Annotated in this window: 21 protein-coding genes and 1 pseudogene; 12 read left to right on the top strand and 10 right to left on the bottom strand. The window is 68.1% G+C overall.

Translation table 11 applies throughout. The features are described from left to right. Positions 1-257 precede the first annotated feature (257 nt). Entirely contained in the window at positions 258-1,676 is a 1,419-nt protein-coding gene (locus tag ABIA65_RS20705; protein ID WP_354524770.1) for a hypothetical protein, read from the top strand. Between the two features lie 87 nt (positions 1,677-1,763). On the opposite strand, the gene ABIA65_RS20700 is transcribed toward ABIA65_RS20705, so the two are convergent. The 6 genes from ABIA65_RS20700 to ABIA65_RS20675 all read right to left on the bottom strand — a co-directional run bounded on the left by ABIA65_RS20700 (position 1,764) and on the right by ABIA65_RS20675 (position 8,402). Continuing rightward, the gene (locus ABIA65_RS20700) at positions 1,764-2,885 is read right to left on the bottom strand and encodes a glycerate kinase (RefSeq protein ID WP_354524769.1); all 1,122 of its coding nucleotides are present in this window, start codon (positions 2,883-2,885) and stop codon (positions 1,764-1,766) included. Then, positions 2,882-3,877, bottom strand: coding sequence for a 2-hydroxyacid dehydrogenase (locus ABIA65_RS20695; RefSeq protein ID WP_354524768.1), 996 nt, complete (start codon positions 3,875-3,877; stop codon positions 2,882-2,884). Before ABIA65_RS20695 ends, ABIA65_RS20700 begins: the two co-directional genes overlap by 4 nt. Further along, complete coding sequence (locus tag ABIA65_RS20690; RefSeq protein WP_241400994.1) at positions 3,874-5,436, bottom strand: xylulokinase; 1,563 nt, start codon at positions 5,434-5,436, stop codon at positions 3,874-3,876. Before ABIA65_RS20690 ends, ABIA65_RS20695 begins: the two co-directional genes overlap by 4 nt. Before the next feature lie 63 nt (positions 5,437-5,499). Continuing rightward, complete coding sequence (locus tag ABIA65_RS20685) at positions 5,500-6,342, bottom strand: class I fructose-bisphosphate aldolase (RefSeq protein ID WP_241400993.1); 843 nt, start codon at positions 6,340-6,342, stop codon at positions 5,500-5,502. Positions 6,343-6,393: 51 nt separating this feature from the next. After that, positions 6,394-7,533 carry an alcohol dehydrogenase catalytic domain-containing protein gene (locus ABIA65_RS20680; protein ID WP_354524767.1) on the bottom strand — a complete coding sequence of 380 codons (1,140 nt, stop codon included), beginning with the start codon at positions 7,531-7,533 and terminating at the stop codon, positions 6,394-6,396. Beyond that, on the bottom strand, positions 7,530-8,402 hold the full coding sequence (locus ABIA65_RS20675) for a DeoR/GlpR family DNA-binding transcription regulator (RefSeq protein ID WP_241400991.1): 873 nt from the start codon (positions 8,400-8,402) through the stop codon (positions 7,530-7,532). Before ABIA65_RS20675 ends, ABIA65_RS20680 begins: the two co-directional genes overlap by 4 nt. A gap of 261 nt (positions 8,403-8,663) precedes the next feature. Here ABIA65_RS20675 and ABIA65_RS20670 point away from each other — a divergent pair, with 261 nt between their 5' ends. The 6 genes from ABIA65_RS20670 to ABIA65_RS20645 all read left to right on the top strand — a co-directional run bounded on the left by ABIA65_RS20670 (position 8,664) and on the right by ABIA65_RS20645 (position 14,763). Then, complete coding sequence (locus tag ABIA65_RS20670) at positions 8,664-10,013, top strand: MFS transporter (protein ID WP_354524766.1); 1,350 nt, start codon at positions 8,664-8,666, stop codon at positions 10,011-10,013. 86 nt (positions 10,014-10,099) lie between these two features. Further along, complete coding sequence (locus ABIA65_RS20665; protein WP_354524765.1) at positions 10,100-11,614, top strand: PucR family transcriptional regulator; 1,515 nt, start codon at positions 10,100-10,102, stop codon at positions 11,612-11,614. A gap of 82 nt (positions 11,615-11,696) precedes the next feature. Beyond that, positions 11,697-12,950 carry an NAD(P)/FAD-dependent oxidoreductase gene (locus ABIA65_RS20660; protein WP_241400988.1) on the top strand — a complete coding sequence of 418 codons (1,254 nt, stop codon included), beginning with the start codon at positions 11,697-11,699 and terminating at the stop codon, positions 12,948-12,950. Between the two features lie 78 nt (positions 12,951-13,028). Further along, complete coding sequence (locus ABIA65_RS20655) at positions 13,029-13,499, top strand: GreA/GreB family elongation factor (RefSeq protein WP_241400987.1); 471 nt, start codon at positions 13,029-13,031, stop codon at positions 13,497-13,499. 250 nt (positions 13,500-13,749) lie between these two features. Beyond that, positions 13,750-14,082, top strand: a complete 333-nt coding sequence (locus tag ABIA65_RS20650; RefSeq protein WP_241400986.1) for a hemophore-related protein — start codon at positions 13,750-13,752, stop codon at positions 14,080-14,082. Between the two features lie 165 nt (positions 14,083-14,247). Then, entirely contained in the window at positions 14,248-14,763 is a 516-nt protein-coding gene (locus ABIA65_RS20645; RefSeq protein ID WP_354524764.1) for a hypothetical protein, read from the top strand. Here the strand turns inward: ABIA65_RS20645 and ABIA65_RS20640 are convergent. After that, positions 14,760-15,815, bottom strand: coding sequence for a LacI family DNA-binding transcriptional regulator (locus ABIA65_RS20640; protein ID WP_354524763.1), 1,056 nt, complete (start codon positions 15,813-15,815; stop codon positions 14,760-14,762). The two genes, ABIA65_RS20645 and ABIA65_RS20640, sit on opposite strands and share 4 nt — an antisense overlap. Positions 15,816-16,028: 213 nt before the next feature. Here ABIA65_RS20640 and ABIA65_RS20635 point away from each other — a divergent pair, with 213 nt between their 5' ends. From ABIA65_RS20635 to ABIA65_RS20620, 4 genes are all read left to right on the top strand, one after another. Then, complete coding sequence (locus tag ABIA65_RS20635) at positions 16,029-17,291, top strand: YlbE family protein (RefSeq protein ID WP_354524762.1); 1,263 nt, start codon at positions 16,029-16,031, stop codon at positions 17,289-17,291. 61 nt (positions 17,292-17,352) lie between these two features. Next, positions 17,353-18,735, top strand: a complete 1,383-nt coding sequence (locus ABIA65_RS20630; protein WP_241400982.1) for a glutamine synthetase family protein — start codon at positions 17,353-17,355, stop codon at positions 18,733-18,735. Further along, on the top strand, positions 18,732-19,409 hold the full coding sequence (locus ABIA65_RS20625; RefSeq protein WP_241400981.1) for a gamma-glutamyl-gamma-aminobutyrate hydrolase family protein: 678 nt from the start codon (positions 18,732-18,734) through the stop codon (positions 19,407-19,409). Before ABIA65_RS20630 ends, ABIA65_RS20625 begins: the two co-directional genes overlap by 4 nt. 10 nt (positions 19,410-19,419) lie before the next feature. Further along, complete coding sequence (locus ABIA65_RS20620; protein ID WP_354524761.1) at positions 19,420-20,940, top strand: purine-cytosine permease family protein; 1,521 nt, start codon at positions 19,420-19,422, stop codon at positions 20,938-20,940. A gap of 48 nt (positions 20,941-20,988) precedes the next feature. On the opposite strand, the gene ABIA65_RS20615 is transcribed toward ABIA65_RS20620, so the two are convergent. After that, positions 20,989-21,258, bottom strand: a complete 270-nt coding sequence (locus ABIA65_RS20615) for a hypothetical protein (RefSeq protein WP_241400979.1) — start codon at positions 21,256-21,258, stop codon at positions 20,989-20,991. 63 nt (positions 21,259-21,321) lie between these two features. On the opposite strand from ABIA65_RS20615, the gene ABIA65_RS20610 reads away from it, so the two are divergent. Next, complete coding sequence (locus tag ABIA65_RS20610) at positions 21,322-21,441, top strand: Rv1535 domain-containing protein (RefSeq protein WP_354524924.1); 120 nt, start codon at positions 21,322-21,324, stop codon at positions 21,439-21,441. A gap of 110 nt (positions 21,442-21,551) precedes the next feature. Here ABIA65_RS20610 and ABIA65_RS20605 read toward each other — a convergent pair. After that, positions 21,552-23,765, bottom strand: a pseudogene (locus tag ABIA65_RS20605) (cation-translocating P-type ATPase); the annotation flags it as partial. Between the two features lie 2,023 nt (positions 23,766-25,788). Then, a complete protein-coding gene (locus ABIA65_RS20600; RefSeq protein WP_354524760.1) occupies positions 25,789-26,286 on the bottom strand; it encodes a hypothetical protein in 498 nt (165 codons plus the stop codon). Between the last annotated feature and the right edge of the window lie 106 nt (positions 26,287-26,392).

Raw genomic sequence — 26,392 nt, 5'->3', positions numbered from 1 at the left:
CTGAAACAAGTTCTAAAACCGGACTTTATTAGTTGCATTAGCAACGTTCTTGGGTATCGGCGGTGTTTGCTGGAGCGGTTTCATCGGTTATGTGAACAGCAATTATTGAGCAAATGCACAGGGGTGGGATTCGCTACTTAGACGGTTGCGTCAATTATTTGCGGAAACCGACTCCGCTTGTGATTCCCTCGGGCTACGTTCCTCTTCGTCGTACATCACAAAAGCGTCACAACAGCACAACTTTGAGGGAGTGGTTCATGCACGCAATGCTGCGTCCATATGTCACGGCGGGGATCTCACTGGTGGGGGCCAGTGCCATCGCCATCAGTCCGATCAGTCCGGTCTCGACGGCGCTACCGGACATCTACGCACCTGCGCACGCCGTCTCGTCGGCCGCGGTGAATCTGGTGGCGAGTCCGCTCGACTTCTACACCGAGGTGTTCGCGCGGACGACCACCAACCTCGGGCAGCTCGCGGGTACGTTGATCGGGGACCCAGCGCCGATCCTCACGCAGGTCATCAAGAACCAGGTCGCGAATGCCGACGCGCTCATCGTCGCACTCGCCCAGGGCGCCGGAAACATCGCGTACGCGGTCACCGATCTCATTCCCCAAGCGCTTCGCACCGCGTCTACCGCAATCGCCAACGGCGACGTCGAGACCGCGCTGAACGCGCTGCTGGGTATCCCTGCCACACTTGCAATTCCGCTACTCGACACGGTGTATGACGGCATCATCGCTCCGATCATGCTGGCCGTGAACCGGATCAACAACATCGTGCAGAACACGACCGGCTTGATCATGATCACGGGCGCCATGGCCATCATGGGTCCGGTGCTCAGCACCATCGGCGCAGTGGGGACGGCGGTGCAGGGTGTCATCGACGCCGCGGGGACCGGCGATATCGGGAAGGTCGCCCAAGCACTCTTCGACGCGCCCGGAGTGGTCGTCGACGGCTTCCTCAACGGGGGATACGGACCGCCCATCTCGGGCCCCTTCCCCATGGATAACCCGGGCATCCTCTCGCCCAATGGTCCGTTCGGCATCGTGCTCAGCATTCGCAAACTCATCGCCCAGCAGTTGGCACCGGTCTCCCAAGTGCCCTTCTCCGGTGCGGCTCTGCGCAGCGGGGTCGACGAGCTGAGTGGCGCAGCGTCGTTCGATGCCAAGACCGTGTCCCTCGAATCCGAATCCGAATCCGGCCCTGCCGTTGATGCCCCGGCGGCTCCCGCCGGTGAAGAGACCGGCACTGACGGTGGCGCTGGCGACAACAGCGGTGCCGGCGGCGAGGGCGCCGGCACACCCGGCGGTGGCACCGACGTCGGTGGCGGAGCTGGCGAGGGTGACGGCGCCGGCGAAGGAGCAGGCGAAGGTGCCGGCGAAGGTGCCGGCACGCCCAGGGGCGACGAAGGTGACGAGGGCGAGGTCAAGGGCAAGCCAGGCGGCGGCACCGACCTGTCCAAGGGCAACAAGGCGGAGCCCGGCAAGACCGGTACGACGTCCACTCGCCAGGACAACGATCCGTCGCAGGTCACCACCACCCCCACCACCGCAGGCGATCCGGCCGGCAGTGGCGACGCCACCGAATCGCCCAAGGGTGATGCGGGTGCAGGCGCCGAAGGCGGCGACAACTCCGGTGCTGGCAGCGATGCCGGCGACAAGGGTGGCGACAGCTGACACCAGGAATCGACTAGTCCCGCTTGGCGGGTAGGCGCGGTCGTCGCAACACTCTCGATAAGAGAGGTTGCGGCGACCGTGTCGTTTTCAGAGCCGGCTGCAGAACTCGTGGGCCGCGCGAGTGAGAGCGGCGGGGCCACCGCGAAGGGCCTGCTCGATCGGCGTCCCGCGGGGCGTGATCTCGACGAGTTCGACGACGCCGTGCTCGAGCAGAACTGAGGCGTCGGCGCTGACGCGGCCCGCGAAGATGACGACGGGGGTGTGGTGGCGTCGCGCGACCTGCGCGACGCCGAAAGGCGTCTTGCCGAGCGCGGTTTGGGCGTCGACGCTGCCCTCTCCGGTGAAGACCCAGTCGGCGTCGGCGAGTGACCCGTCGAGGTCGACTGTCTCGGCGACCACCTCGACGCCGGGTCGGGCGTCAGCCCCCAGGTATTCCAGGAACGCGAACCCGAGCCCGCCGGCGGCCCCCGCGCCGGCACGGTCAGGATGAACGCTGCCGAGCGTCGAGGAGGTGACCTCCGCCAGGCGCGTCAACGCCGACTCGAGACGAACCACATCAGCCGCGCTCGCACCCTTCTGCGGCCCGAAGACACTGCTCGCCCCGTCGGGGCCGAGCAGCGGGGCCGTCACGTCGCAGGCAAGACGAATGTGGATGCCCGCGAGTCGCGGGTCCAGCCCATCCAGATTGATCCGGTGGAGGTGCTCAAGGGCGGCGCCGCCCGGCGCGAGCCGAGAGCCGTCGGCATCGGTGAACTCGGCGCCCAACGCCGACAGCATGCCCGCGCCACCGTCATTGGTCGCCGATCCGCCAAGGCCGACGAGAAGGTCGGTGGCACCGTGCTCCAGCGCCGACATCACCAGCTCACCCACGCCGAAGCTGCTGGCGTCGAGAGCATTTCGCTCGTGCCGCGCGACCAGGGCAATCCCGGCGGCGGCCGCGATCTCGATCACGGCCAGGCGGCGGTGCGGAATGTAGCCGTACGTGGCCGGTGTTGGGCGCCCCAGCGGATCGCGGACCTCCACCGTGACGCGTTCGCCGTTGAGCGCATCGACCACGGCGTCCACGGTGCCCTCGCCGCCGTCGGCCATCGGCACGCCGACACACACCGCGTCCGGGATGGCGGACAGGACGCCGCTGCACATCGCGCTGACGGCCTGCGCCGCGCTCATGGACTCCTTGAACGAGTCGGGAGCGAGGACGAACTTCACCGGACGGGGGTCAGGGGCGGTTCACCGGCGAGCACCGCGGCGGCGTTGTCGACCGCGAGGATGCCCATGGTGTCGCGGGTCGCCTCACCCGCGCTGGCCGTGTGCGGGGTCAGAACGAGCCCCGGCGCGTCCAGCAGGGCGGGATTCACCTGTGGCTCGCCCTCGAAGACATCCAGTGCGGCTCCGCGGATCTGGCCGGTGCGGAGGGCCTCGATCAGCGCGGCCTCATCGACGACACCACCGCGTGCGGTGTTGATGAGGTACGCGGTGGGTTTCATGTCCGCCAGCGCGGCGGCGTCGATCAGGTGGCGGGTCTCGGGGGTGAGCGGCGTGTGGACGGTGACGATATCGCTGTCGGCCAACAGGGTTGCGTTGTCGACGAACGTGACACCGTTCTCGACGCTGCCGGGGGTTCGGCTGCGCCCCGAGGCGATGACCCTCATGTCGAATGCCTGTGCGCGGCGGGCGACGGCCTGACCGATCCGGCCATAACCGAGGATGCCGAGTGTGGCGCCTGCGCTGATGTCGAGGCCAACCAGCATCCGCGGTCCCCACACCCAGGGCTGCTGACTGCGGATCAGTCTGTCGCCCTCGCTGATTCGGCGGGTGGAGTCGAGTATCAACGCGAAGGCGTGATCGGCCGACGCGCGGTCGAGGACCCCGGGGGTGTTGGTGACGATCACGCCAGCGGCGTCGGTGGCCGCCAGGTCGATGTTGTCGAAGCCGACCGCGACGTTGGCGATGACCTTCAGCTGCGGTCCGGCCGCGGCGAGCAGTTGCGCGTCGACGCGCTCGGTCAGGGTGATGACGGCGGCACTGGCGCCCGCGATACCCGCCTCGAGTTCTGCGCGGCTCGGCGGCGCCTCGGCCCCGATCCGCAGCGGAGCTCCGAGTGAGTGCAGGTGATCCATCGCGCGGTCCGTGAGAAGCCTTGACACATAGATCATTCCGGTCACGGTCCGGGCCGAGGTGGGCGTGGGTGAGGTTGTCACGTGAGGACGCTCCTGGTGATGCGCTGCGGTTTCTGGGCAGATGGTGCGAGCGTATCGATGGACTCATCGAGGGTGCTCAGCGGCACCGTCCCCGTGACGTCGGACCAGACCTGCCGGTAGTGCTGCCAGCGTTGTGCCACGATGGGCCGCCATTCCGGGCGGGGACGCACCAGCCGTGCGTGCGGTGGCGCGACGACGGCTCCCTCGAGAACCTCGACGCACATCGCGGCCGCACCGATGGCGGGCAGGTGACTCTCGTCGACAACGAGGATGTCGCGGTCCAGCACGTCAGCGAGCAGCTGCGGGAGTTCGGGTTCGAAGCCGAAGGCGCCGCTGGCGTACAGCGTCCGCTGCTGGTCTCCGATACACGACTCGACGATCATCCTGTCGGCGAACAACACCCCCTCGACGACACCGCGGGCGGCAGCCGGCGTCGCGGGATCGGGAATGTCGCCGCGCATCGCCGTCCGGGGCTCGGCGAACCACAGTGGGCCGCGTTCCGGGCGGGTGTGCGGAATGAAGACGGGGGCGTCGGCCATCTGATCGGGGTGGGCTCCGAATGCGGTCCCCACCAACGCCGCCACCGCGATATCGCCCTGGCCGTAGCCCAGTCGGGCGGCGCCGTCGGCCAGCGCGTCGCCGCCGTTGATGACACCGTTGATGAGCCACCGGCCTGCCCGGACGTCGACGCGTTGCAGCGCCTTGGCGCGGGGGTCGGGAACTGCGAGCGCGTTGGACACCACGTGCGTGGTGCCCATGATGAGCAGTGGGCGGCCCCCGGGCTCGGTTCCCAGCGCGTAGGACGCGGCGGGGGTGTCGCCGGAGCCGACGAGGACTGGAATGTTCTCGGGCAGGCCCAGCGTCGCGGCGGCAGCAGCCGTCAGCGGGCCCAGAACGCTCAGCGACGGCAGCACCGGCGGTAGTTGCTCGGGTGGAATTCCCAGCTGCGCGACCACATCGGTCAGCCAGCGGCAGGATCCGTCGGTGCTGGCCATCAGTCCGGTGTAGGAGGCCTGGGTGGGGTCAATCGCGCGCTGACCGGTCAGCCACTGGCCGAGCCAGGTCCCGGCGAGACCGAATGTGGTTGCCGCTGCGGCGGCTTGGGGTTCGATGGTCTGGAGCAGTCGGTGCGCCGCCCCCATCGCGGTGGCGGGCATCAGGTGATTCCCCAGCAGCCGACGATGTGCGGGGGACAGCGCGGCGATGAGCTGCGCGGTGGGCTCGGCGAGCCCGGGGTGATCCCAGGTGACGCCGGCGACCAGCGGCTCGCCGGCCGCGTCGAGCAGCAGCGCGGTGGGGCAGTGGGTGTCCATGCCGACACCGCGCACCTCTGCGGTGTGCGGGGCCAGTTCGCGCACCGCTGCGGTGACGCTGGTCCGCCAGGCCGACGGGTCGGCCCGCCCGGCCCCGGCCCCGCGTGCTGCGGGGTGCGGGACCCGGGACCGGGCGACGACCGTGCCGTCAGAGGCGAGAACCACAGCCTTGGTGGCCGATGTGCCGACGTCGATTCCGAGGTAGGTCACCGGAGCGGCATCCTGATGGTGCTTTTCCCAAGGCATTCGAAACCCACTCCTTCGAGGGTTGCGCACGGTTCTGATCGGCTGTGCGGAAACGGCTTTCGGTCAGTCGAGCAGCTTGGCGGCGACCTCGGGGCTGTCGCCACCGTGGATGACGGCCTTGAGTGCGGCGACCATCTTGCCGGGATCCGGTGCCTGCCAGATGTTTCGGCCTGCGGTCATGCCGTGGGCGCCGGCCTCGACGACGGAGGCGGCCTGCTTGAGCACGTCCAGGGGGCTGTTGGCCGGCGCGCCGCCTGCCGCGACCACGATGGCCGGGGTGCCCTCGACGACCTTGGCGAACTCGGCGGTGGAGCCGGTGTACCAGGTCTTGACGATATCGGTGCCGAGCTCGGCCGCGGCGCGGGAGGCGTAGAGCACCGACTCGGTGGAACCCTTGCGGTCACCCCACATCTCGCCCGAGGGGTAGGCGTGGCACACGACGGGAAGACCCCAGGTGTGCGCCTCCTCCACGACGTGGGTGAGCATCTCGAACATGGCGACCTGGTTGGACGAGCCGGCCGAGATGCCGACCGCGACGGCGTCCGCACCGAGTCTCACGGCGTCCTGCACGGTGGCGATGGTGGCGTCGTAGGTCGGGTGGAACTCGACGGAGAACATCGAGGCCTTGAGGATCCAGGGCAGGGGAGCGCGGTTGCCACCGAGCAGCGGACCGGCCAGGCCCTTGGTGATGGTGACGGCGTCGGGCTCACCGTCGGCGATGCTGGCGAAGGTGGAGCCGATCGTGGCCAGCCGGGGCGCGACACCGCGCGGCACGGCCTGGTCGAGGGCGACGGTGACGGTGCGGCCGTCTGCGGCGAAGAGCCGGCGCAGCCGGAGGTTTCGTCCGAGTCCGGCGGTGGTTCCCGTCGGGTTGATGTCGAAGGCGGGGGTGAAGGTGGCGGTCATGCCTACTGCTCTCCTTGTGTGGTGGGACGGGCCGAGGGTTGGGTCTGCGGGTCAGGCCCAGGGATTGACGCCGACACGCATGTCAGCGCCGGAGCCGGCGAGGGTGAGGGCCTCGACGGCTTGGTCGAGCGGCAGCTGGGTGCCGATCAGTTCGGCGACCGGGAGCTGTCCGGTGGCGACCATGGGCGCGACGGCGTGGAAGCCGTCGAGTCGGCACGACGAGGCGCCGACGATGTTCCATTCGTTGTAGTGCACATCGTTGGCCGAGACGGCCAGGTCGGCGTCGGCGCCGAACCCGGCGAACACCGACACGCTGGCGCCGGGTGCCAGGCAGCCCAGATACGGTGTCAGCGCATCGATTCGGCCGATCGCCATGACAAGCACGTCGATACCGCCGTCGCTGAACGCGTTGAGCTGCTCGGCCGCGTCCGGGCCTGGCTCCAGCACCAGATCGGCCCCGAAACGGGTTGCCATCGCGCGCCGCCCGGCGATCGGGTCGACGGCGGCGACCCTCTCCACGCCGAAGCTCTTGGCGAGCCCGGTGTGGATCAGTCCGAGCGGGCCGCAGCCGACGATCAGCGCGGTCTCAGCGCGCGACATGTTGGCGAGCTTCTGCCCGTTGTAGGCGCACGCGACCGGTTCGATGATGCCGGCCTCAGCGGCCGAGACGCCGCGGACCGGGACCAGGTTCTGCCGTGCGACGGCCGGAACGTGGACGAACTGGGACAGGCCGCCGGTGAGCTGGTAGCCGAACGCCTTTCGGTTGCGGCAGATGTTCTCGTGCCCCTTGCGGCAGGCCGCGCACTCACCGCAGGTGACCAACGGGTAGACGGCGACCTGATCGCCCATCGCCACACCGTCGGGCAGCGGGCCGTTCGCGTCGACGACGGTGCCGGCGAACTCGTGACCCAACACGGTCGGGAAGGTGACGTTCTTCTGCTTGCGCCCCTCGTAGATGCGAACGTCGGTGCCGCACAACAGCGCAGCGTCGACGCGAAGGAGAACGTCACCGGGTTCCAGGGTGGGGACCGGCACCTCCTCGATCCGCAGATCGTTCGGCTGGTGCAGCACGGCCTGGCGCATCGTCGTCTGCCCGGAGAACGGCGCCGACTGCGTTGCGGTGGCGGTGTCCGACGTGCTGGTGTCCGACGTGCTGGTGTCCGACGTGCTGGTGTCCGACGTGGTGGTCACGGTTGGTTGCCTTTCACATTGGTGGGCTCGGCGAGAGCTCGCAGGGGTGTAACGAGTTCGACCTGTGCCCCGGTCTCGCGCAGTTCGTCGAGGGATGCCGGGTCGGCGTCGTCGTCGGTGATCAAGCGCCACCGCGCCGGTGTTGGTGACCAGTAGTTGAACTGGTCGGTGCTGACCTTGCGGCGATCGGCGACGACCACGATCTGGCGCGCCCGCTGCATCATCAAGGTCTTGAGCCGGCTCTGCTCGAGTGTTCGTGATGCGACGCCGTACTCCGGATGCACGGCGTCGGCACCGATGAAGGCGTAGTCCGCGACGACGGAACCGAGCATGTGTTCGGCCTCGGGTCCGCTGACCGTCTGGTTCACGGCGCGCAGCCGTCCGCCGAGGACGACGACCGAGACGTCCTCGTTGCCGAGCAGGACGTTGATGGCTCCGATGCCGTTGGTGAACACCGTGACGTCGGCGGCGTCGAGGTGGCGTGCGACGAACTCGGTCGTGGTGCCGGCGTCGAGGATCACCACGGCGCCGTCGCCGACCAGTTCGGCGGCGTGCCTGCCGATGGCGTCCTTCTCGGCGGTGAACTCGAGATGGCGCTGGTGAATCGACAGTTCGGCCGGGCCGGTCAGGGCGACACCGCCGTAGGTGCGGGTGATGTGGCGGTCCTGGTGCAACCGACTCAGGTCCCGCCTGACCGTGGCGAACGAGACGCCGAAGCGCTCGGCGATCTCCTCCACGCTCAGTGCGCCGGACTCGACGGTCTGCAGCAGCTGAAGGATCTGCTCCCGCCGCTTCGCGCCACGGACATCCCGGCGACGCGCGACCAGTTCATCGTCACCCGTGTCGTTCGTCAGATCCTCGTTGCTCACAGTGACCGAAGTTACATGCGCGATGTGCGCAAGTCAACCTTAGATGCGTGAATCGATCATCTTGTGATCGTTAGACGCCTTCGATGTGATTGTGTGCGCATACAAGGGCGCAAAGATAGGGTCTTGACAATCAAAATGATTGGTTCAATCATGTACGACGAGGATCCTGATTGTGTCGCGCACCACAGCCACGCTCAACCAGCGTCCGCTTCTCACCCCGCGGTGAGCGAAACAATCAAACAGTCCAACTTGGAGACACAGATGACTAGCATTCCCGCTACGAAATCGGAACCCGTCGACCCCGGCCCCGCTGGCATGACCCGCGCCACCAAGGTGCGCTGGGCTGTCGCGGTGTTCTGTGCGGTCGGCCTCGCGATCAACTACATCGACCGGTCGGCGATCTCGGTCAGCCTGCCGTTCATGACCGAGGACTTCCATCTGACGCCCACCGAGAAGGGCCTCATCCTGAGCGCCTTCTCGTGGAGCTACGCGTTGATGCAGATTCCGGCGGGCCGGCTCATCGACAGGTTCGGCGAGCGCGTGATGTTCGGCGCCTCGGTCCTGGTGTGGTCGCTGTTCACCGCGGCCACCGCGGGTGTCTCGAGCTTCGCCGCACTGCTTGGCCTGCGTCTCGGCCTGGGCGTGGGCGAGGCCGGTGCCTACCCGGCCGCCGCCAAGACTGTGTCGCAATGGTTCCCGCTGCGACTGCGTGGTCGTGCCACCTCGGTCTACGACAGTGGTGCCCGCATCGGTAGCGCCGCGGCGACACCACTCATCGCGCTGATCATCGGCGTGTTCAACTGGCAGGCTGCGTTCATCTTCGCCGGTGGAATCGGCATCTTGTGGGCCATCGGGTGGTGGGCCTGGTACCGGCGGCCGGAGAACAAGGCCGGGGTCAACGAACTCGAGCTGGCGATCATCCACGAGAGCCACCGCGAGCAGAGTGCCAACAACCTGCACCCCGACGCCAAGCCGATGACCATCGCCGAGCTGTTCAAGCAGCGCACCGTGTGGGGCATGATGCTCGGCTTCTTCTGCCTGAACTTCATGATCACCTTCTTCCTCACCTGGTTCCCGTCATACCTGGTGGAGGAACGCGGATTCGACCTGCTCAAGCTCGGCGCCTTCGGCATGATCCCGCCGCTGGCCGCCATCCTCGGCAGCTGGGCCGGCGGACTGGTCGGCGACTTCCTGCTGGAACGGGGCTGGTCGCTGAACAAGGTCCGCAAGACCTGCCTGGTGGGTGGCATGCTCGTCTGCTCGGTGATCGCGCTGGCCGCGGTCGCACCCGAGGCGTGGCAGGCGCTGGTGCTGATGTCGATCTCGTATGCGGCGGCGGCATTCACCATCGTCTCCATCTGGTGCCTGCCCGCTGACGTGGTCGACTCCAGCACGGTCGCCAGCCTCGGCTCGACGCAGAACTTCTTCTCCAACATCGGAAGTGCGTTGAGCCCCATCGTGATCGGTGCGCTCTACGGCGCCACCGGATCGTTCACGGTGCCACTGCTGCTGACTGCCGCGGTCGTCGTCGCCGGTGCGTTGTGCTTCGGCCTGATGATCAAGAAGGTCGAGCCGATCCGTCGCCCCGAGTGGGACGCCGCGACGAGCTGAAGCTGATAAGAGAGGTCGACGGCCTTCGCCTGTGGCGGGGCCGTCGTCTTGTCCTGTCTTCCAGCGCGGATCGATAGGCTCCAACCGTGATCACCCTGGACCGGCTCGTCAACGTCCTGGGCGGGTACGGCGTCGTGTCGCAGCTGGGTTCGGTGCCGCGATCGACCGAGCTGCGCAGCGTCGTGATCCCCGAGGCCGGCGTCTTCGGGGACGTCGTGCTGGGCATCGGGGCGCGGTCGGTGGAGGAGGCCCTGCAGTGGGCCGTGGCCGCCGGGGCCAAGGCGGTACTCGTCCGCGCCGCCGATCAGCGGCCCGCCACCAGCGTCGCGGTGTTGTACGTCGATCCGGCCGTCCCATGGAGTGAGTTGGTGGCCGTCGTCTACGGCCTGGTTCTCGAGGGCCGTGAGACCGAATCGGGCCGCGGGCCCACCGACTTGTTCGCGCTGGCGGACAGCCTCGCCGATGCGATCGGCGGCGCGGTGGTCATCGAGGACCGTCGGGCACGGGTGCTGGCGTACTCGCGGATGCAGACCGACGCCGACCCCGCCCGCATCGAGACGATCCTGGCGCGGGCGACACCCGAGCCGTTGCGCGCGGCGCTGGAACGGCGCGGCGTCGACACCCGGTTGTCGACGTCGGACGAACCCTTCTTCGTCGAACCCGTCACCGAGCATGGGCTGACCGGCCGCATGGTGGTCGCGGCGCGCGTCGGGCGTGAACTGCTCGGCTCGGTGTGGGTGACGTGCTCGGCGGAGCTGGACGGCACGGCGCGCACCGCGCTGGCCGACGGTGCGCGCACGGTCGCCCTGCATCTGCTGCGCTCGCGGGCCAGCGCGGACCTGGAACGCCAGGTCGAGTCCGAATCGGTGATCCGGCTGTTGGAGGGCACCGCGGACGCCGCCACCGTGGTCAGCAGGCTGGGGCTGCCGCAGGAGCGGCTTCGGGTGATCGCCGTGCGGCCCCGCATCGCCGCCGAGCCGCACACCGCGCTGTTGGTGGCATTCGAGCAGGCGACGGCGGGTTTCGGGTGGTCGCGACCCGGCCGCAGCGCGGTTGTCGACAACGCCGTCTACACCGTGTTGCCCGCGGAGTCCGCGACCCAGGCCCGGCTCTGGACCACCCGATTGGCGACGGCGCTGCCCCCAGCGGCGACGCTGTGTGCGGGCATCAGCGGCGAGGCGACGGCGGTCGAACTGGCCACCGCGCGTCGCGAGGCCGACGAGTGCCTTGGCCTGCACGAGGCGAACGCCTCGCGCATCGATCCGCCGGCCTATGACGAGTCGTGGGACGACATCCTGCTGCAGCGGCTGCGGACGGCGGCGGGATCTGGGCGCAGCCCGACGCGTGGGCCGGTCGCGGCGCTGGTCCGCTACGACGAGGAGCACGGCACGCTGTTCGTCGCGACGCTGCGGAGCTGGCTGGAGGCTCAGGGTGACGCCGCGCAGGCCGCCATCCGGCTGGGGGTTCACGAGAACACCGTGCGGAATCGGCTGCGCAAGATGTTGGAGATCGCTCCGCTGGACCTCGATGACCCGGACAAGCGGCTCGCGATGGTCATCCAGCTCGCAACTGTGGCACCGCCACAAAACCCCACCGCCTGATTGTCGCTCCAGCCCAGTCGGCGTTGCTCAACTAGGACCATCATGGTTTGGAAGGAGTACTGGCTGAACAGGGAGGTTCGTGGTGGCGGGCGCCGAGCGTATCGACGGGGGACCCCGGTCGGTAATCGTGGTGGGCGCGGGCATCGTGGGCCTCTCGACGGCGTGGTTCCTGCAGGAGCGTGGCGTCGAGGTCACGGTCGTCGATCGCGCGGGTGTGGCCGCGGGTGCGTCCTGGGGTAACGCGGGCTGGCTGTCGCCGGCGCTGACAATTCCGCTCAACCAGCCGGCGGTGCTGCGACACGGACTGCGATCGCTGCTGGATCCCGCTGCGCCGCTGCACATTCCGCTCAAGGCCGATGTCGGGCTGGCAGGGTTCCTTGGCCGCTTCGCGCTGAACTGCCGGAGCTCACGCGCTGAGCAGGTGATTCGCGCCAACCTTCCGCTGAACGAGGAGTGCTTCGAGGCCTTCGACGTGCTCACCAACAACGGTGTCGACGCGCCCCGGACCGAGGCGTCGATCACCGCGTTGTTCGAGAACGACCACCAGGCCGACGAGCTGCGCCGTGAGCTGGCTGATCTGCGGCGGGCCGGCCAGTCCGTCGAGGTCACCGAACTGACGGAAGATGAACTGCGCGAACGGGTTCCGCTGGCCTCAGGTGCGGTCAACGTCGGGCTGTCCATCGATCATCAACGCTTCGTCGACCCGGGCAGGTTCGTGACGGCGCTCGGAGACGCGGTCGCCGAACGCGGTGCCGAGATCCGCCAGCTGCAGGTCACCGATGTGTATCCGGTCGGCCATCGAGTTGCCGTGCACGGGCTCTGCGGAGCGACGCTGCACGCCGACGCCGCCGTGATCGCGACCGGAGCGTGGCTGCCGGCACTGGCGCGGCGATGGGTGCGAGTGGGAGTGCGGGCTGGCCGCGGCTACTCGTTCACGGTGCCCGTCGACCGCCCGATGCTCGGACCGGTCTACCTGCCCACGGTGCGCGTGGCCTGCACGCCGTACCAGGGCGCCCTGCGGGTGGCGGGAACGATGGAGTTCCGCGACCCCGACGACCCGGTGATGCCGGCGCGTGTCCGTGCCATCGCTGCTTCCGCCGCCGGGCTGCTCGAGGGCGTGCGCTGGGACGATATGCACGACGTCTGGGTCGGACCGCGACCCGTCACCACCGACGGCCTGCCAGTGATCGGGCAGGTGGACGCGGGCGTCTACGTCGCAGGCGGCCACGGTATGTGGGGCCTGGCGCACGGCCCGATCACCGGCCGTCTGCTGGCCGAACAAATCACCACCGGAAAGCAGTCCGACGCGCTCGCCGCGTTCGAGCCCCTCCGGTAGGACCTCACCCACAGCTGTCAGGGGCGGTGTGCACAACACCCGCCCCTGACGGCAAACCCCTACAACAAGGAGATTTCAATGACCACTGCTCAAGGCGTCTGGCTCACCCCCGCGGCACACGATCGCCTGCGCGAAGAACTCACGACGCTGCAGAAGTGGGCCGTCGATGTCACCGACTCCGCCGACACCGATGCGGTCGCGGTCCGGCGTGCGCAGCAGGCTCGGATCCAGCAGATCCACGAGATGTTGGTCAGCGCCGTGATCGGTGAGGAGCCGCCGAACGACGGGATCGCCGAGCCGGGCATGGTCGTGACGGTCGGTTACGGCGGCACCGACGACACCGACACCTTCCTGCTCGGTACCCGCGGCGCGGATTACGGCGATATCGAGGTGTACTCGCTGAACTCCCCGTTGGGGGCGGCGATCAATGGCGCGCGGGTGGGCGATACCCGCAGCTATCAGCTGCCCAACCTGGCGATGCAGGACGTCACACTGCTGCGGGCGGTGCCCTACGGGCTGCACGACACGGCGGGTCCGCGCTCGGCGTAGCGTGGGTTTTCCGTGGTGAGGCCGTCACGCGGCGGGCTGAGACGACGCTCACATCGCATGCGCGGTAACGCACAGCGGGCGCCGAGCGAAGACCTAGCCAGGGGAGAGACAAACTTTTCCCGCAACGGGAACGGGTAAGCTTTTAGCTTGTCTTACTGTTGTAACGCAGAGGCTCGGCGAATAACGTCGCTGCCAAACGAGTGACGAGACTTCGCTGAAGGTCGGCGGTGCCGTCGGAGGGTGATTGAGAATGTCGTTGACGACGAAGGTCATTGTTGGCTGTGGCGGCGCGTTGGTGTCGGTGTTCGCGAGTGCAGGAATTGCGTCCGCGGCGCCCGATATCGAGGCAATCGTGAATTCCACGTGCACTTACCCGCAGGTGATGGCGGCGCTGCAGTCGCAGGATCCCGCCGCGGCGGGCCAGCTCTCCGGTAGCCCGATGGCGACCGGATGGCTGCAGAAGCTTGTTGCCTCGCCGCCGGAGGGTCGTCGCAGCATGATCGCGCAGATCCAGGCGTACCCGCAGCTCAACTCCTACACCGGGCTGATCAACTCGGTCGCGGGTTCCTGCAACAACTTCTGACAGGCAGTTCCACGCCTGAGTGCTGATGCGCGCTCGGCGGTGTCGTCATACGTGACGATGCCGCCGGGCGCGTTTCGCTGTCCGGGTGCGCCATGTGGCCACGTCGGGGATATTTGCGTCCGATAACATCGCAATTGCCGCCCACCCGTGACGAAGGAGAGCCGTGTGCTCCGCGCTCTGGCACTTTCCGTGACTGTCGCCGCCATCGCGATGTCGAACTCGGTGATCGCAGCGGCAGATCCGCAACCCTTGCCCACCACCTACGCCATCGGCAAGTGCATCACGGCCGAACAGCCCGCTCAGCCAGAGCCCGAGCGATTCGACTACAACTGCGACAGCACCGGTGTGCTGCAAGACATGGTGTGGACGTCGTGGGATGCCAAGGGAGCCAAGGGTAAGGGCACCGACGACTCGTTGGAGTGCCAACCCAACTGTGCGCAGGGCACTCGACTGACCAACCCCGTCGTCGTGCACGCGTGGAATCCGCAGCCGGCAGCCAGTTCCTCCAAGTGCCCGCGCGGGTTCCTGTTCTACACCGATATGACCATCGCCTATCCGGATGGCGTGCCGCCGTGGATCAAACCCGACACGACGTGGGATGTCGGAACCGACTTCGTGACCGTCGACGGCATGCCCGCGGTGCACTTCTCCGGCATGAAGCCCAACTGCCGCCTGTTCTAGGTCTGGGCGAGTTCGGGCTCGGTTACCGACGACGCGCGGAGAATGAGCCGGGTCGGGATCAGCAGGCGGGTGCCCTCCATGGGAGGCAGATCGCAGTCCGGCTCCTCGCGGGCGATCAGCTCGGTGAGGATCTGCACCGCCTGCGCGCCCATATCCCTCGGATGCAGATGAACGCTGGTCACCGGTGGGTTCGTGACGCGCAGGATCGTGCTGTCGACCGCGCTCGCCAGGGCGAGATCGCCGGGCACCGACACATGGGCCGCCCGCGCGGCGTTGAGTAGCGCGATCGCGCAGCCATCCGAGCTGGTGTAGACGGCGTCTGCCGGCAACGGCCCGGCGCGCAGCGAGTCCAGCGCGCGGTCCATCTCCGTTGGCGACATGTCCGACACCGCGAACACGGCCGGGGGCACGTCGTGCTCGGTGCACCACTGACCGTAGGCGTCGACGATATCGCGGATGAAGGACCGCGAGGACGTGTCGACGATGAGTGCGGGGCGCGAGCAGCCCTGGGCGACAAAGTGATTCAGAACCTCCCGGGTGGCCTTCGCATGGTCGTTGTCGATGACGAACGAGGGGGCGCCCGCTGCGACAACGGGCTCACCCGTGGTGACGACCGGATATTTGGCGGCGAAGGAGGACTGCAGTGCCTGTTCGGAGCCCTTGGGGTCGACGATGATCATGCCGTCGAGCCCGAATCCGCCCAGCGACGAGGGGTCAACGCCCGCCGACGTCACGATCAACGCGTAGCGGGCGGCGGCGGCGGCCGCGGCGGCGCCGTTGATCAGCTCCAGGAAGTACTCCGACTCGGATGTCGGTACCAGGCCACCACTTCCAGCGTTGCCGTCGAGATCGGGCATCTGGATGACGAGGATTCGGCTGCGGCGCGTAACTAGTTGTTGGGCATGGGGATTGGCGATGTATCCGAGTCGCTCGGCGACCTCGAGGACGCGCTTGCGCGTCTTGTCTGCGACGCGGCCACGGCCATTGAGCACGTGGGACACCGTTGTCATCGAGACGTCGGCCTCGCGTGCCACGTCCTTGATGTTCGCCACGTCTCTCCCTGCTCCGCTCTGGTGCTCGTCGTCACACTTGGGTCTTGACCCGCATCAGATCACTGCACTATGGTTTCATACCAGCAGAGCCAAAACCTTTTGTCAAACTAGGTCTCATCGCTCGGTCCATGGTCGGCCCCTCAGGGTGTCAGTCGAACGCGGACCGTTGTGCCTGATCGATGCCAAAAGGTTTTACCAACTTGGAGGAGCGACGTGACGATCAGTGGGATCAGCGCGAGCGGCCACACCGTGCCGGCGTTGGATGCGAACACCGAGGCAGTGCACCGGCTCTTCGCCTGCCAGCCGAGGCTCGTCGCCGTTGAGTCGGCGTTGCGCGCCATCCCGGGGATGCAGCGCAACCAGATCCTGACGTCAGGTCCGACGTTGCCGTTCGAGCGCTACACCGGGGGGCAGCGCGAAGCCCTGCTCGGCGCGGCGATCTACGAGGGATACGCCACCAACCGAGTCGAGGCCGAACGTGCCTACGCCGCTGGTGAAGTCGTGGTCAGCGGTTGTCAGCAACTCGGTGCGGTCGGCTCACTGGCCGGGGTGACCACGGCGTCCATGCCGGTGGTGGTCGTCGAGGATCCGCTCACCGGCGACCGGGCCTATTGCACGCTGTATGAGGGCGACGCGGCTGACCGCCTGAACTACGGCAAGTACACCGCGGCCACCCGCGAGAATCTGGACTACCTGCACGACCACGTCGGGCCCGCCCTCGGCCGTGCGGTCCAAATGTGCGGGGGCGTCGAACTCAAGCCGATCATCGCCCGCGCACTGACCATGGGCGATGAACTGCACAGCCGCAACACCGCAGCCACCACGCTCTTCGTCCGTGAACTCCTTGGCGTGTTCGCCGACCTGTCGGCCGACGATGCGCGTGTCCTCGCCGAGTACCTCTTCACCGGCGACTACTTCTTCCTGCGGCTCGCGATGGCCGCGGCCAAGGTCATGGCCAACACCATGCGCGGGGTGCGCGGCTCCAGTGTGGTCACCGCGATGGCGTTCTCCTGTGCGGAGTTCGGCGTTCAGGTCGCCGGCACCGGGGATCAGTGGTTCCGCGGTCCGCTGCCCACCTTCGAGGCGACCAAGCTCAATCCGGGTTTCACCGCGGACGACATGGAGTTCATGGGTGGCGAGAGTGTCATCACCGAGGTCGTCGGTCTGGGCGGAGTCGCGCAGGCAGCGGCGCTTCCGCTGCAGCGATCCAGCGGAGGCAGTGCGGCAGCGATGATCGCTCGGACGACCCAGATGTATGACATCTGCGTCGCAGAACATCCCGACTTCCGCATCCCGGTGCTCGACTATCGCGGCACCCCAGTGGGTTTCGACGTTCGCGTGATCGCCGAGACCGGCATCACTCCCGTCCTCGACATCGGGATCGCCGGTGTGGGCGGAGGCCAGATCGGCGGTGGTGTCGCTCGCGCGCCGCTTGAACCGTTCGTACTGGCCGCCGAGGCGATCGCCAGGCAATAGCCAAATCAGCATGCCCACAGCCACATCGCTGTGGGACTCGATATCACAAGGAGATAAGTGCATGACTGACACCGTGTTCGAACGTAACGACACGCTGTATGGCCTTGACCCGGAGCACACGCGGGTCGCGGAGGAGCTCCGCGCCAAGGGCGTGAAGTATGCGATGGCGAACTGGATCGACGTGCTCGGCCGTCCCAAGTCCAAGATCGTGCCCCTGACCCACTTCGCGGATCTGGTGGCGGGTGCCGAGCGCTACACGCCACGCGGATTCGGTGGGATCGGCAGCATGAACCCCACCGAGGACGAGGTCATCGGTGTGCCGGATCTGAGCACTCTCAAGATCCTGCCGTGGGACCGGAACTACGCCTGGATGCTTGCCGACATGAGTTACGGCGGCCGCGAGTCGTTCGCGCTGTGCCCGCGTGCCGCACTGCGGTCGCAGGTCGAGGCGGCGGCCCAACTCGGCTACTCGGTACACCTCGGGGTGGAGCCCGAGTTCTACGTGTTCCGCCCGGAGTCACTCGAGGGTGAACACGAGCGGCTGATCCCCATCTCGGCCAGCGGTTCGCTCAAGCCGTCGCCGGCCTACGACGTCGAGGCCACGATGGACGCGTCGGAGTTCCTCGACAAGCTCGTCGGCTATCTCAGTGAACTCGACTTCGGTGTCTACGCGTTCGGTCACGAGGGCGGGGACGGTCAGTACGAACTCAGCATCGGACACGCCCCGGTCCTGGAGATGGCCGACCGGATGACGCTGTTCCGGTTCGCCGTCAAGCAGGTCGCCAAGGAGTGCGGACTGCTGGCCACGTTCATGCCCAAGCCGTACGCGAGCATGTGGGGCTCGGGCGCGCACCTGAACATGAGCCTGGTCAACATCGCCACTGGGCGCAACGCATTCCGCGCCGACGACACCGCCGGACAGTGGACACAGGAGACCTACCAGTTCATCGCGGGTGTGCTCAAGCACGCGCCGGCCTTCACCGCGTTGGGCAATCCGACCACCAACTCGTATCGGCGCCTGACTCCGCGGCTGGCCGACGGTCAGATCTCCTGGGCGCCAACGCGGGTGAGCTACGGCTCCAACAACCGGTCCTGCACGGTCCGGCTGCCGCAGAACCGGCCGTGCATCGAGTACCGCGCCGCTGACAGCGCCGCGAACTACTACTTCGCCTCGGCGTTGATGATCGCCGCGGGGTTGGAGGGAATTCGGGAGGGCCTGGACCCGGGTGCGCCGCTGGAGCAGGCGTCGCACAACACCGATGCGCCGACGCTGCCGCGCACCCTGCTCGAGGCGATCGAGGCGTTTCAGGGTGATCCACTGGTGCACGCGACTTTCCCGCCGGCCTTCGTGCGTGAGTACACCGAGATGAAGATCAAGGAGTGGGAAGCCGACCACCTGCTGGTGTCGGACAGCGAGCGCAGAAGGTACCTGTTGGAGCTATGACGGTCATTGGTGTTGTCTCTGGGTTGGGTCCCGATGGCTTCCTGATGAGTCATCGGAACTACATCGATGCGATCGTCGCGGTTGGTGGTTCACCGATCATGATCCCCGCCATGGTGGATCCGGACGACGCGTTGAAGCTGACCGAGCGGATCGACGCCCTGCTGTTGCTGAGCGGCGGGGATATTCATCCCCGCCGCTACGGCGACACGGTACGTGCCACTCTGCACGGCGTCGACGAGCAACGCGACGGCGTCGAGCTAGCCATCGCGCAGGCGGCAATGCGCCGGGGGATCAAGGCCTTTGGAGTGTGCCGTGGGGCGCAACTACTCGCGGTCGCGCACGGCGGACGGCTCGCCCAGGACCTGTTGGCCCTGGGGATGAACAAGCACATGGTCGACACCATCGACGGTGAGTACGCATCGATTATTCACCCCATTGAAATCAAGGAGGGAACCCTCGCCAGCTCGATCTTCCCCAATCTCACCAAAGTGAATTCGCAGCACCATCAATGCATCTCTGACACCGGTTCGCTGCTGGCGACCGCGTGGAGCCCCGACGGAGTTGTCGAGGCAGTCGAAGGCGAGAACTGTTTCGGTGTGCAGTGGCATCCCGAACTGATCTACACCGAAAATTCAGAACACCTCAAGCCATTCGAATGGCTCGTCCGAAAGTGACAACAACGGCATGGAAGACAAAGGCGTCGAGACTGCGATCAAGGACCGATTCTTACAAGTAGAGAAGCACGGTATCGAGTACATCCCCGAAGACGAGCGACGCTCCCGCCCAAGCAATCTGTACGTCCTGCTGCTTGGCGGCAGCATGACATTCGGACTGTTCATCATCGGCTGGTATCCGATCGCCTTCGGTTTGGGGTGGTGGTCGGCGGCGACGTCCATAGTCTTCGGCTCAGCCGTGGGAGCGGTGTTCCTTGGGCTGTCCGGGCTGATGGGCCCCCACTCGGGAACCAACAACCCGGTGTCCAGCGGCGCCTACTTCGGGGTCGCGGGGCGATTGATCGGCTCGTTCCTCGAGGCAACGGCGAGCCTGGCGTTCGCGGCCATCTCGATCTGGACCGGTGGCGACGCCCTGGCGTCGGCGTTGATCCGCTACTTCGACATCCAGGACAACGAGGCGGTGCGGCTGGGCGCGTATGCGGTCCTCAGCATCATCGTGACCGTGATATCCGTCTACGGCCACCACATCATGATGAGCTCGCTGAAGTTCATCCTGCCCACCGCCGGACTGTGCATGATCATCGGGTTGTTCGTCTACAGCAAGGATTTCGACGCCTCGTACCAAGGCACCGGGAGCTACGCGTTCGACTCGCACCTGGTGACATGGCTGATCTCAGCGCTGCTGTGCGCGGCCACCGTGTCGTCGTATGCCGCCTACTCCGGTGACTGGACGCGGCACATCTCGCCGAAGAAGTTCTCCGACCGCCGGATCGTGTTCACCCTGTTCATGGGCGGCATCTTCGGTATGGGTGTGTGCTTCCTCTGGGGTGCCTTCACATCGGCCGCTGCGTTCAACGCCGCAGCCGCCAACGCCGACACCCCATTTGTCTTCGGCATCGTCGAGATCGTGCCGCTGTGGTACATCCCGTTCCTGCTGTACCTGGGACTGGCATCGGGCACGACGCAGGCCGTCATCAATACCTACGGGACCGGCTTGGACACCAGCGCCATCATTCCTCGGTTCAACCGCGTTCAGGCGACTCTGCTCGCCTGCGCCCTGGCCACCGCGCTGGTCTACGTCGGGCACTTCTACGACGCGGTTGAGGGCGGGATGGCGGTCTATCTGCAACTGCTGGTGTGCTTCTCGATTCCGTGGGTCGTCATCATCGTCTACGGCCACCTGCGTCGCCGCGGCTATTACAACGTCGACGATCTGCAGGTGTTCAACCGCCGGGAGAAGGGCGGCGTCTACTGGTACCGGCACGGGTTGAACCCGCGCACGCTGGGCCTCTGGACCCTTTCGGCGGCGGTCGGCATGTTGTTCTCACTCAACGACGCGTTCACCGGCGCGTTGGTGCCGCTCATGGGCGGCATCGACGGCGGACTTGTCGCCTCGGGTCTGGTGGCGCTCATCGGTTGCCCGATCATCGATCGGCTGTGGCCGGATCGGCCCGAGGTCTACGGCCCGGCGGCCGCACCGCAGAGCGCGAGTGAACCCGTGCCGAGTCCAGAGTCGGAGACGGTCGGATAGTGCGCGGACCGATCTCCACCCGGCCCACCATGCGCACGCGTCAGGGTCTCAGACCCCCTCGAGCGCTTCGCCAATCTCCTGTGCGATGCGATTGTGCTGGTCCTCGATCAACGCGTGCCCGGCGGCCAGGGCCAGCGCGACGGGCCAGTCGATGATCTCGACGGCGGCCAGGGCCGCCAGCGCACCGTAGTAGGCGAGCTGTTCGGGGTGGGGTACGCGGATCCTGCCCACGACGGGCAGCGTGACGGCGAAACCACGGGCGTCCCGCACCCGCTGAATGGCATCGCGGCGCCGCGCCGCGAGCGAGTCTTCGGACATTCGTTGCCTTCCCGTCATGGCGAGTTCGACGTCTCGTCGCTCGGTGTGCCGACTGTGGTGGCCATGGCCTCACCACTCGGTTCGGACCCGTTGACCGACGCCGTGGCCCGCGTGCTCGCCGTGCCGGTGCGCGAGCTGTATGCACTGCTGGTGTCACTCGGCATCGTGGAGATCGTCGACTGATCCTCGATCGGGCCCTGTGCACCCGGCGCGAACAGCCGGGGTGCCAGTGCTGCGGCACCCGTGGCCGCGGCCGCCGTGGTCAGCGCCTGCCCCCACGCCAGGGGCCCGAGTGGTGTGCAACCGAGCAGCTGGCTCACCCCCGGCGTGCTGATCAGGGCTCCGAGCACCACCAGCGAGCCGGCTGCGGTGCTCACCACCAGCGGACTGTGCGAGTCGATCAGCGTCTGGCCCAGCTGCGTGGCGACAAGCGTGACAAGTCCGATGGTGGACGCCCGCGCCTCGCGACCCGTCACACGGGCCAGGCCCCACGCCGTCGTCGCCGCCGCAGCCGTTGCCGTCCCGCGCACCGCGACGGTGCGTCCCAGGGCAGCCTGATCGGGTCCCCGGCCGGCAGTCCGCTGACTGGCACTCGGCGGGCTGACGGCGAGCGCGGCGGCGGGCAGCGCGTCGGTGAGCATGTTGACCAGCAGCAGCTGGCGCGTGTTGAGCGGGGCCCGGCCCGACAGCGCCGTGCCGATGATCGCGAACGCCACCTCACCCGCGTTGCCGCCCAGCAGCACGGCCACCGCGGACTGCACCCGTCGCCAGAGCTGGCGGCCCTCGTCGAGGGCGTCGAGCAGAGCGCCGATCCGTCCGTCGAGCAGCATCACATCGGCAGCGGTGCGCGCAGGGTCGCTGCCGCGCGAGGCCACGCCGATGCCGACCGTGGCCGCACGGATGGCGGCTGCGTCGTTGGCGCCGTCGCCGACCATCGCGCAGACCTGTCCCAGCCGCTCCAGGGTCTGGACGATCTGCACCTTGTGCTCGGGGGACATGCGTGCGAACACCACGCTGTTCTGGACGGCCTCCTCCTGACCGCGCCGCGACAGGCCCTCCCAGTCGGAGCCACTGATCACCTGCTCCATGGAGGCGTCCAGGCCCAGTTCGGTCGCGATCGCGACCGCTGTCACGGGGTGGTCGCCGGTGATCAGGCGCACGCCGATCCCGGAGTCGGCCAGCTCCGCCAGCACTGCCGCGGCCTCGGGGCGCGGAGTGTCGGACAGTCCGAGCAGGCCCTCGAAAGACAGCCCGCCGCTGCACAGTTCGACGAGGGTGTCGGCGTCGTCACCGACATCGTCCACCTGCGTCTGTGTCAGTTCGCGACGGGCGACCGCGATGACGCGCAGGCCGTCGGTGGCCATCTCCTGGACCGTCCGGGTCACATCGTCATCGACATTCCCGCAGGCGGTGAGGATCGCCTCCGGTGAGCCCTTGACCGACAGCACGTCCCCGCATATCGACGCCGAGAACGGTCGTCCGGAGCGGAACGGCAGGCGAGCGCGCGCCGGCTGGCAGGCGCCGAGGCCGGCGTTCTCGGCGGCCTCGGCCACGGCGGCGTCGGTGGCGTGTTCGTGGCCGTCGCCGTTGGGGGGAGGTGTCGCCCGTGCCGCGTGGTCGAGCACCCGGTCGTCGGAGGATCCCGGGCAGGCCTCGATCCTGTTGACGCTCAATCGGTTCTCGCTCAGCGTGCCGGTCTTGTCGAAGCAGACGACGTCGACGCGGCCGAGTGCCTCCACCGAGCGGGGTGTGCGAACCAGCGCGCCGACGCGGGTGAGGCGGCGCGCCGATGCCTGCTGGGCCAGCGTGGCCACCAGGGGCAGGCCCTCGGGCACGGCCGCCACGCTGACGGCAACGCCGCTGCTGACGGCCTGGCGCAGGCCGGCTCGGCGCAGCAGACCCAGACCCGTCACCGCGGCGCCGCCCGCGAGGCTGAACGGCCATGCCTTGTCGGTGAGTTCACGCAGCTGCGCCTGCAGTCCGACGGCCGAGCCCTCCGAGTGTGGTGAGTGCGCAGCCCGGCGGGCCTGGGTTTGGGAGCCGACGGTGGTGACAAGAGCGACGGCGGTGCCGGCGACCACCGTCGTGGTGGCGTGCAGTATGCAGGCGCGTTCGGCGACAGGCGCGGCCGGTGTCGGCTCGACCTGCTTGGGCACCGGCAGCGACTCGCCCGTCAACGCGGACTCATCGACCTCCACCTCAGCCGCGTGCACGATCCTGGCGTCGGCGGGCACCACCTCGCCGGGCCGCACCTCGATAACGTCTCCGGGGCGAAGTGTGTTGGCCTGCACCGTTTCGTAGCTGTCATCGCCGACGAGACGACGAGCTGGCGGATCCTGCACGGTGAGCATCCGCTGCAGCAGTCGTTCGGCCCGCAGGCGCTGTGTCGCGGCGAGTGCTGCGTTGCCGGTGAGCACCGACCCGACGAGCACCGCGTCCACCGGAGAGCCGAGCACGGCGCTGGCCGCTGAGCCGATCGCCAGCACCGGGGTCAGTGGATCGGACATCTCGGAGCGCATGGCGCTGGCGAACTGCCACACCGTGCGGCGGGCCGGGCCAGCGACTGACCAGATGGCACCGGTTGCCGAGGCCGCGGTGGAGGTCAATCGAGAGCGGGACTTGGGCGGTTCCGACGGTTCCGGTGGGGGTAGCGCGCTTCGCACCTCGTCGACCGTCATGGCGTGCCAGTCGCGCTCGATGACCGGCTGCGGTGGATTGGCCGTCAGTACGCCGCGGGCCAGTGAGAATCCCGTCCAGACCCCCGCGGCGGCACCCGCGGTGACGGGGCCGGGGCCGCGTCCCCGCACCCCGGGGATCATCAGCAGCGCGCCGAGAACTGATGCACCGGTGGCCAATTGGACACCGCGCTCGCTGGCTCGACGCCCGGCCCGCAACGCGTGCGCGATGCGCCATACGCCGGCGAGGTCGTCGGTGATCAGGTCGGCACGCCAGGGCAGTGTCTCGTCCCGGCGGACGCCGATCGCGACGTCGGCATCACACATCGCCTGGCCGGCGTCGGTGGACACGACGGCGACGGTGCGGCCGTCGGACTGCAGCCGACGCACCAGGCCGGCGAGCGCATCGTCGACGGAGTCGGCCTCACATGGCCACAGATCGTCGAAGGCGGCCCTCATATCGTCGAGGTAGTCGACGTCGAGGCTGACGGACTCGGCGGGCCCCCGGCGCAGCTCGCCGAGAAGCCCGGCGGCCAGCGGATGCCGCGCGTGGCGGACCAGAACCTCGCCGCCGCTTTGTCCGTTCGAAGGTGACTGTGCGGGTTGCCATCCCACGTTCAGGGCGCCGCGGCCGAGTTCGTGTTGCGCCCACTGCCACACCGTGACCCGGTCACGGTCATCCACGTTGCGCATGCGGCCCACGTGTAGCTCCTCGGTGCCCAGCACCCGTGGGTCGACCACCACCGTGTCCACGCGGTCGAACCGGCGCAGCGCCGCGGGTCGTACCGGCAGCACACCGTGCCGGTCGGCGAGGCCGCAGCTCAGCGTGCTGGCGAAGACCTCCCTGCTGTTACGGGCGGCCTTGGGAGTGGCCACCAGGATCGCGGTGGCCGCGGCGTCCAGGCCGGCGGTCCCGATGGTGAGGCCCGCAGCGGTCAACAGCTGCACGACGGCGCTGCGGTCGCCGTGGCGCTCGATGGGACCTGCGGGCAGCGGGTGGGGCCGGGAGCTCGCGCGTACGCCGTCGTCGCAGTCGGCGTGCTCGGCCAGATCGGGTTCCCTGGCGCGCCACGCACGGGCTGCGGACTGTGCCTCCGCGGCCCGGGCCAGGTGCTTGGTCGCATCGATCGCGAGCGACCACGGAGCCTGGGTCAGTGTGTAGGCCGCGGCGGTGGTGAGTGCTATCGCGGTGTCGGCGGTGGTGGCGCCGAGCCGATGCTCGAGGGCGGCGCGCAACCGGGGCTGATAGTCGATCAGGACCGCGGCGGCGGCCACCCCGGACGGCAGCGCCGGCCAGGGCGTGAAACGCCCCGCCAGCGCCGCAGCCAGACCGGCGATGTTCACCGCCGCAGATGCCGCGTTGGCGACGAGAACGGGGCCGTCCCACGGCAGCTCGGTGCCGGGCGGCTCGGCGGGCCCCCCGACCACCGCGGCCTCGGCGTCGGCCACCAGGTCGCACAGGTCGTCGGTGTCGGTGTCGGGGGCGAATCGGACCATGACGCGCGCCAGCGCGCGGTTCAGCAATGCCTCGCGCACGGCTGGCTCGGCTCGGAGCTTCTCGAGCACCGTTGCGCCGATCGTGCCGTCGTCGTCGAGCCCGCGGACCTCGATCCAACAGCGGTCGTCGCGGGTCCAGCAGCGTCGCTGTCCGCCGAGCGCGCCGGGCAACCTGACGGCCGCGCTGACGGCCGCGCGCCGCGGCGCATCGACCAGGGTGATGCCTGCCGCCGTCAGAACGGTGGCAGTGGCCACGCCGAGCTGGGCAGCGCGGACTCCGGTGTCAACGGCCCGAAGGGGTAGTGCGACCGAGGCCTTCACCAGGTGCGCGAGGTTCACGTGGGACGGCTCCTGTCGGTCAGCGCTTACGGGGCGCGGACTTCGTGGCGGTCTTCCTTGCGGCCGCCTTCACGGGAGTGCGTTTGTTGGCCGGTGCCCTCTTAGCGGGCGCTTTTTTGGCGGGTGCCCTGTTGGCCGGCGCCTTTTTGGCCGGCGCTCTGCGGGTGCGCGATTCGGAGGACGCCGAACGCGAACCCTTGTCGGCGACCGCGCGCAGGGTTGCTGGCGGTGGGCGCTGGCTGTTATGCCTGAGCTGGTGGACCACCAGCGCGGTGCCACCGATGCCGACGAGTAGTGGCCACTCGACGAGGCCCGCGGCGCCGATCAGTCCGAGCGCCACTGCGGCCGCCGGCGTCGAGTGGCTGCCGCTGCTGGCTCCGTCGCGGACGCCGCTCGCGACGCCGCGAACACCGCCGATCACGCCGCTGACCGCAGCGCCGCCGACCGCACCCGCGGTGGCCACTGCCGCGTCGGCAGTGGTGGTGACGAGACGGAATGCTCCCTTGAATACGTTCATCGTGCTCTCCGAATCCTCATGTCCCCGAGATGGACACCGTGAGCCATATCGAATACCCGCGACCAGGGAAATCAACCGTCCGGCGCTGCGCGTTTCCTGGAAGTCG

Origin of the sequence: Mycolicibacterium sp. 624 (genome assembly GCF_040548615.1) — a bacterium.
GTDB lineage: Bacteria > Actinomycetota > Actinomycetes > Mycobacteriales > Mycobacteriaceae > Mycobacterium.
The sequence above is the reverse complement of the archived record's forward strand: the minus strand, read 5'-3'. Positions and strand labels throughout refer to the sequence as shown.

Bases quoted from the DNA above. Each gene is read 5' to 3' on its own strand.
- ABIA65_RS20705 (WP_354524770.1), top strand. From the start codon at position 258: ATGCACGCAATGCTGCGTCCATATGTCACGGCGGGGATCTCACTGGTG.
- ABIA65_RS20690 (WP_241400994.1), bottom strand. From the start codon at position 5,436: ATGCCTTGGGAAAAGCACCATCAGGATGCCGCTCCGGTGACCTACCTC.
- ABIA65_RS20685 (WP_241400993.1), bottom strand. From the start codon at position 6,342: ATGACCGCCACCTTCACCCCCGCCTTCGACATCAACCCGACGGGAACC.
- ABIA65_RS20670 (WP_354524766.1), top strand. From the start codon at position 8,664: ATGACTAGCATTCCCGCTACGAAATCGGAACCCGTCGACCCCGGCCCC.
- ABIA65_RS20655 (WP_241400987.1), top strand. From the start codon at position 13,029: ATGACCACTGCTCAAGGCGTCTGGCTCACCCCCGCGGCACACGATCGC.
- ABIA65_RS20650 (WP_241400986.1), top strand. From the start codon at position 13,750: ATGTCGTTGACGACGAAGGTCATTGTTGGCTGTGGCGGCGCGTTGGTG.
- ABIA65_RS20630 (WP_241400982.1), top strand. From the start codon at position 17,353: ATGACTGACACCGTGTTCGAACGTAACGACACGCTGTATGGCCTTGAC.
- ABIA65_RS20625 (WP_241400981.1), top strand. From the start codon at position 18,732: ATGACGGTCATTGGTGTTGTCTCTGGGTTGGGTCCCGATGGCTTCCTG.
- ABIA65_RS20620 (WP_354524761.1), top strand. From the start codon at position 19,420: ATGGAAGACAAAGGCGTCGAGACTGCGATCAAGGACCGATTCTTACAA.
- ABIA65_RS20615 (WP_241400979.1), bottom strand. From the start codon at position 21,258: ATGTCCGAAGACTCGCTCGCGGCGCGGCGCCGCGATGCCATTCAGCGG.
- ABIA65_RS20610 (WP_354524924.1), top strand. From the start codon at position 21,322: ATGGCCTCACCACTCGGTTCGGACCCGTTGACCGACGCCGTGGCCCGC.
- ABIA65_RS20600 (WP_354524760.1), bottom strand. From the start codon at position 26,286: ATGAACGTATTCAAGGGAGCATTCCGTCTCGTCACCACCACTGCCGAC.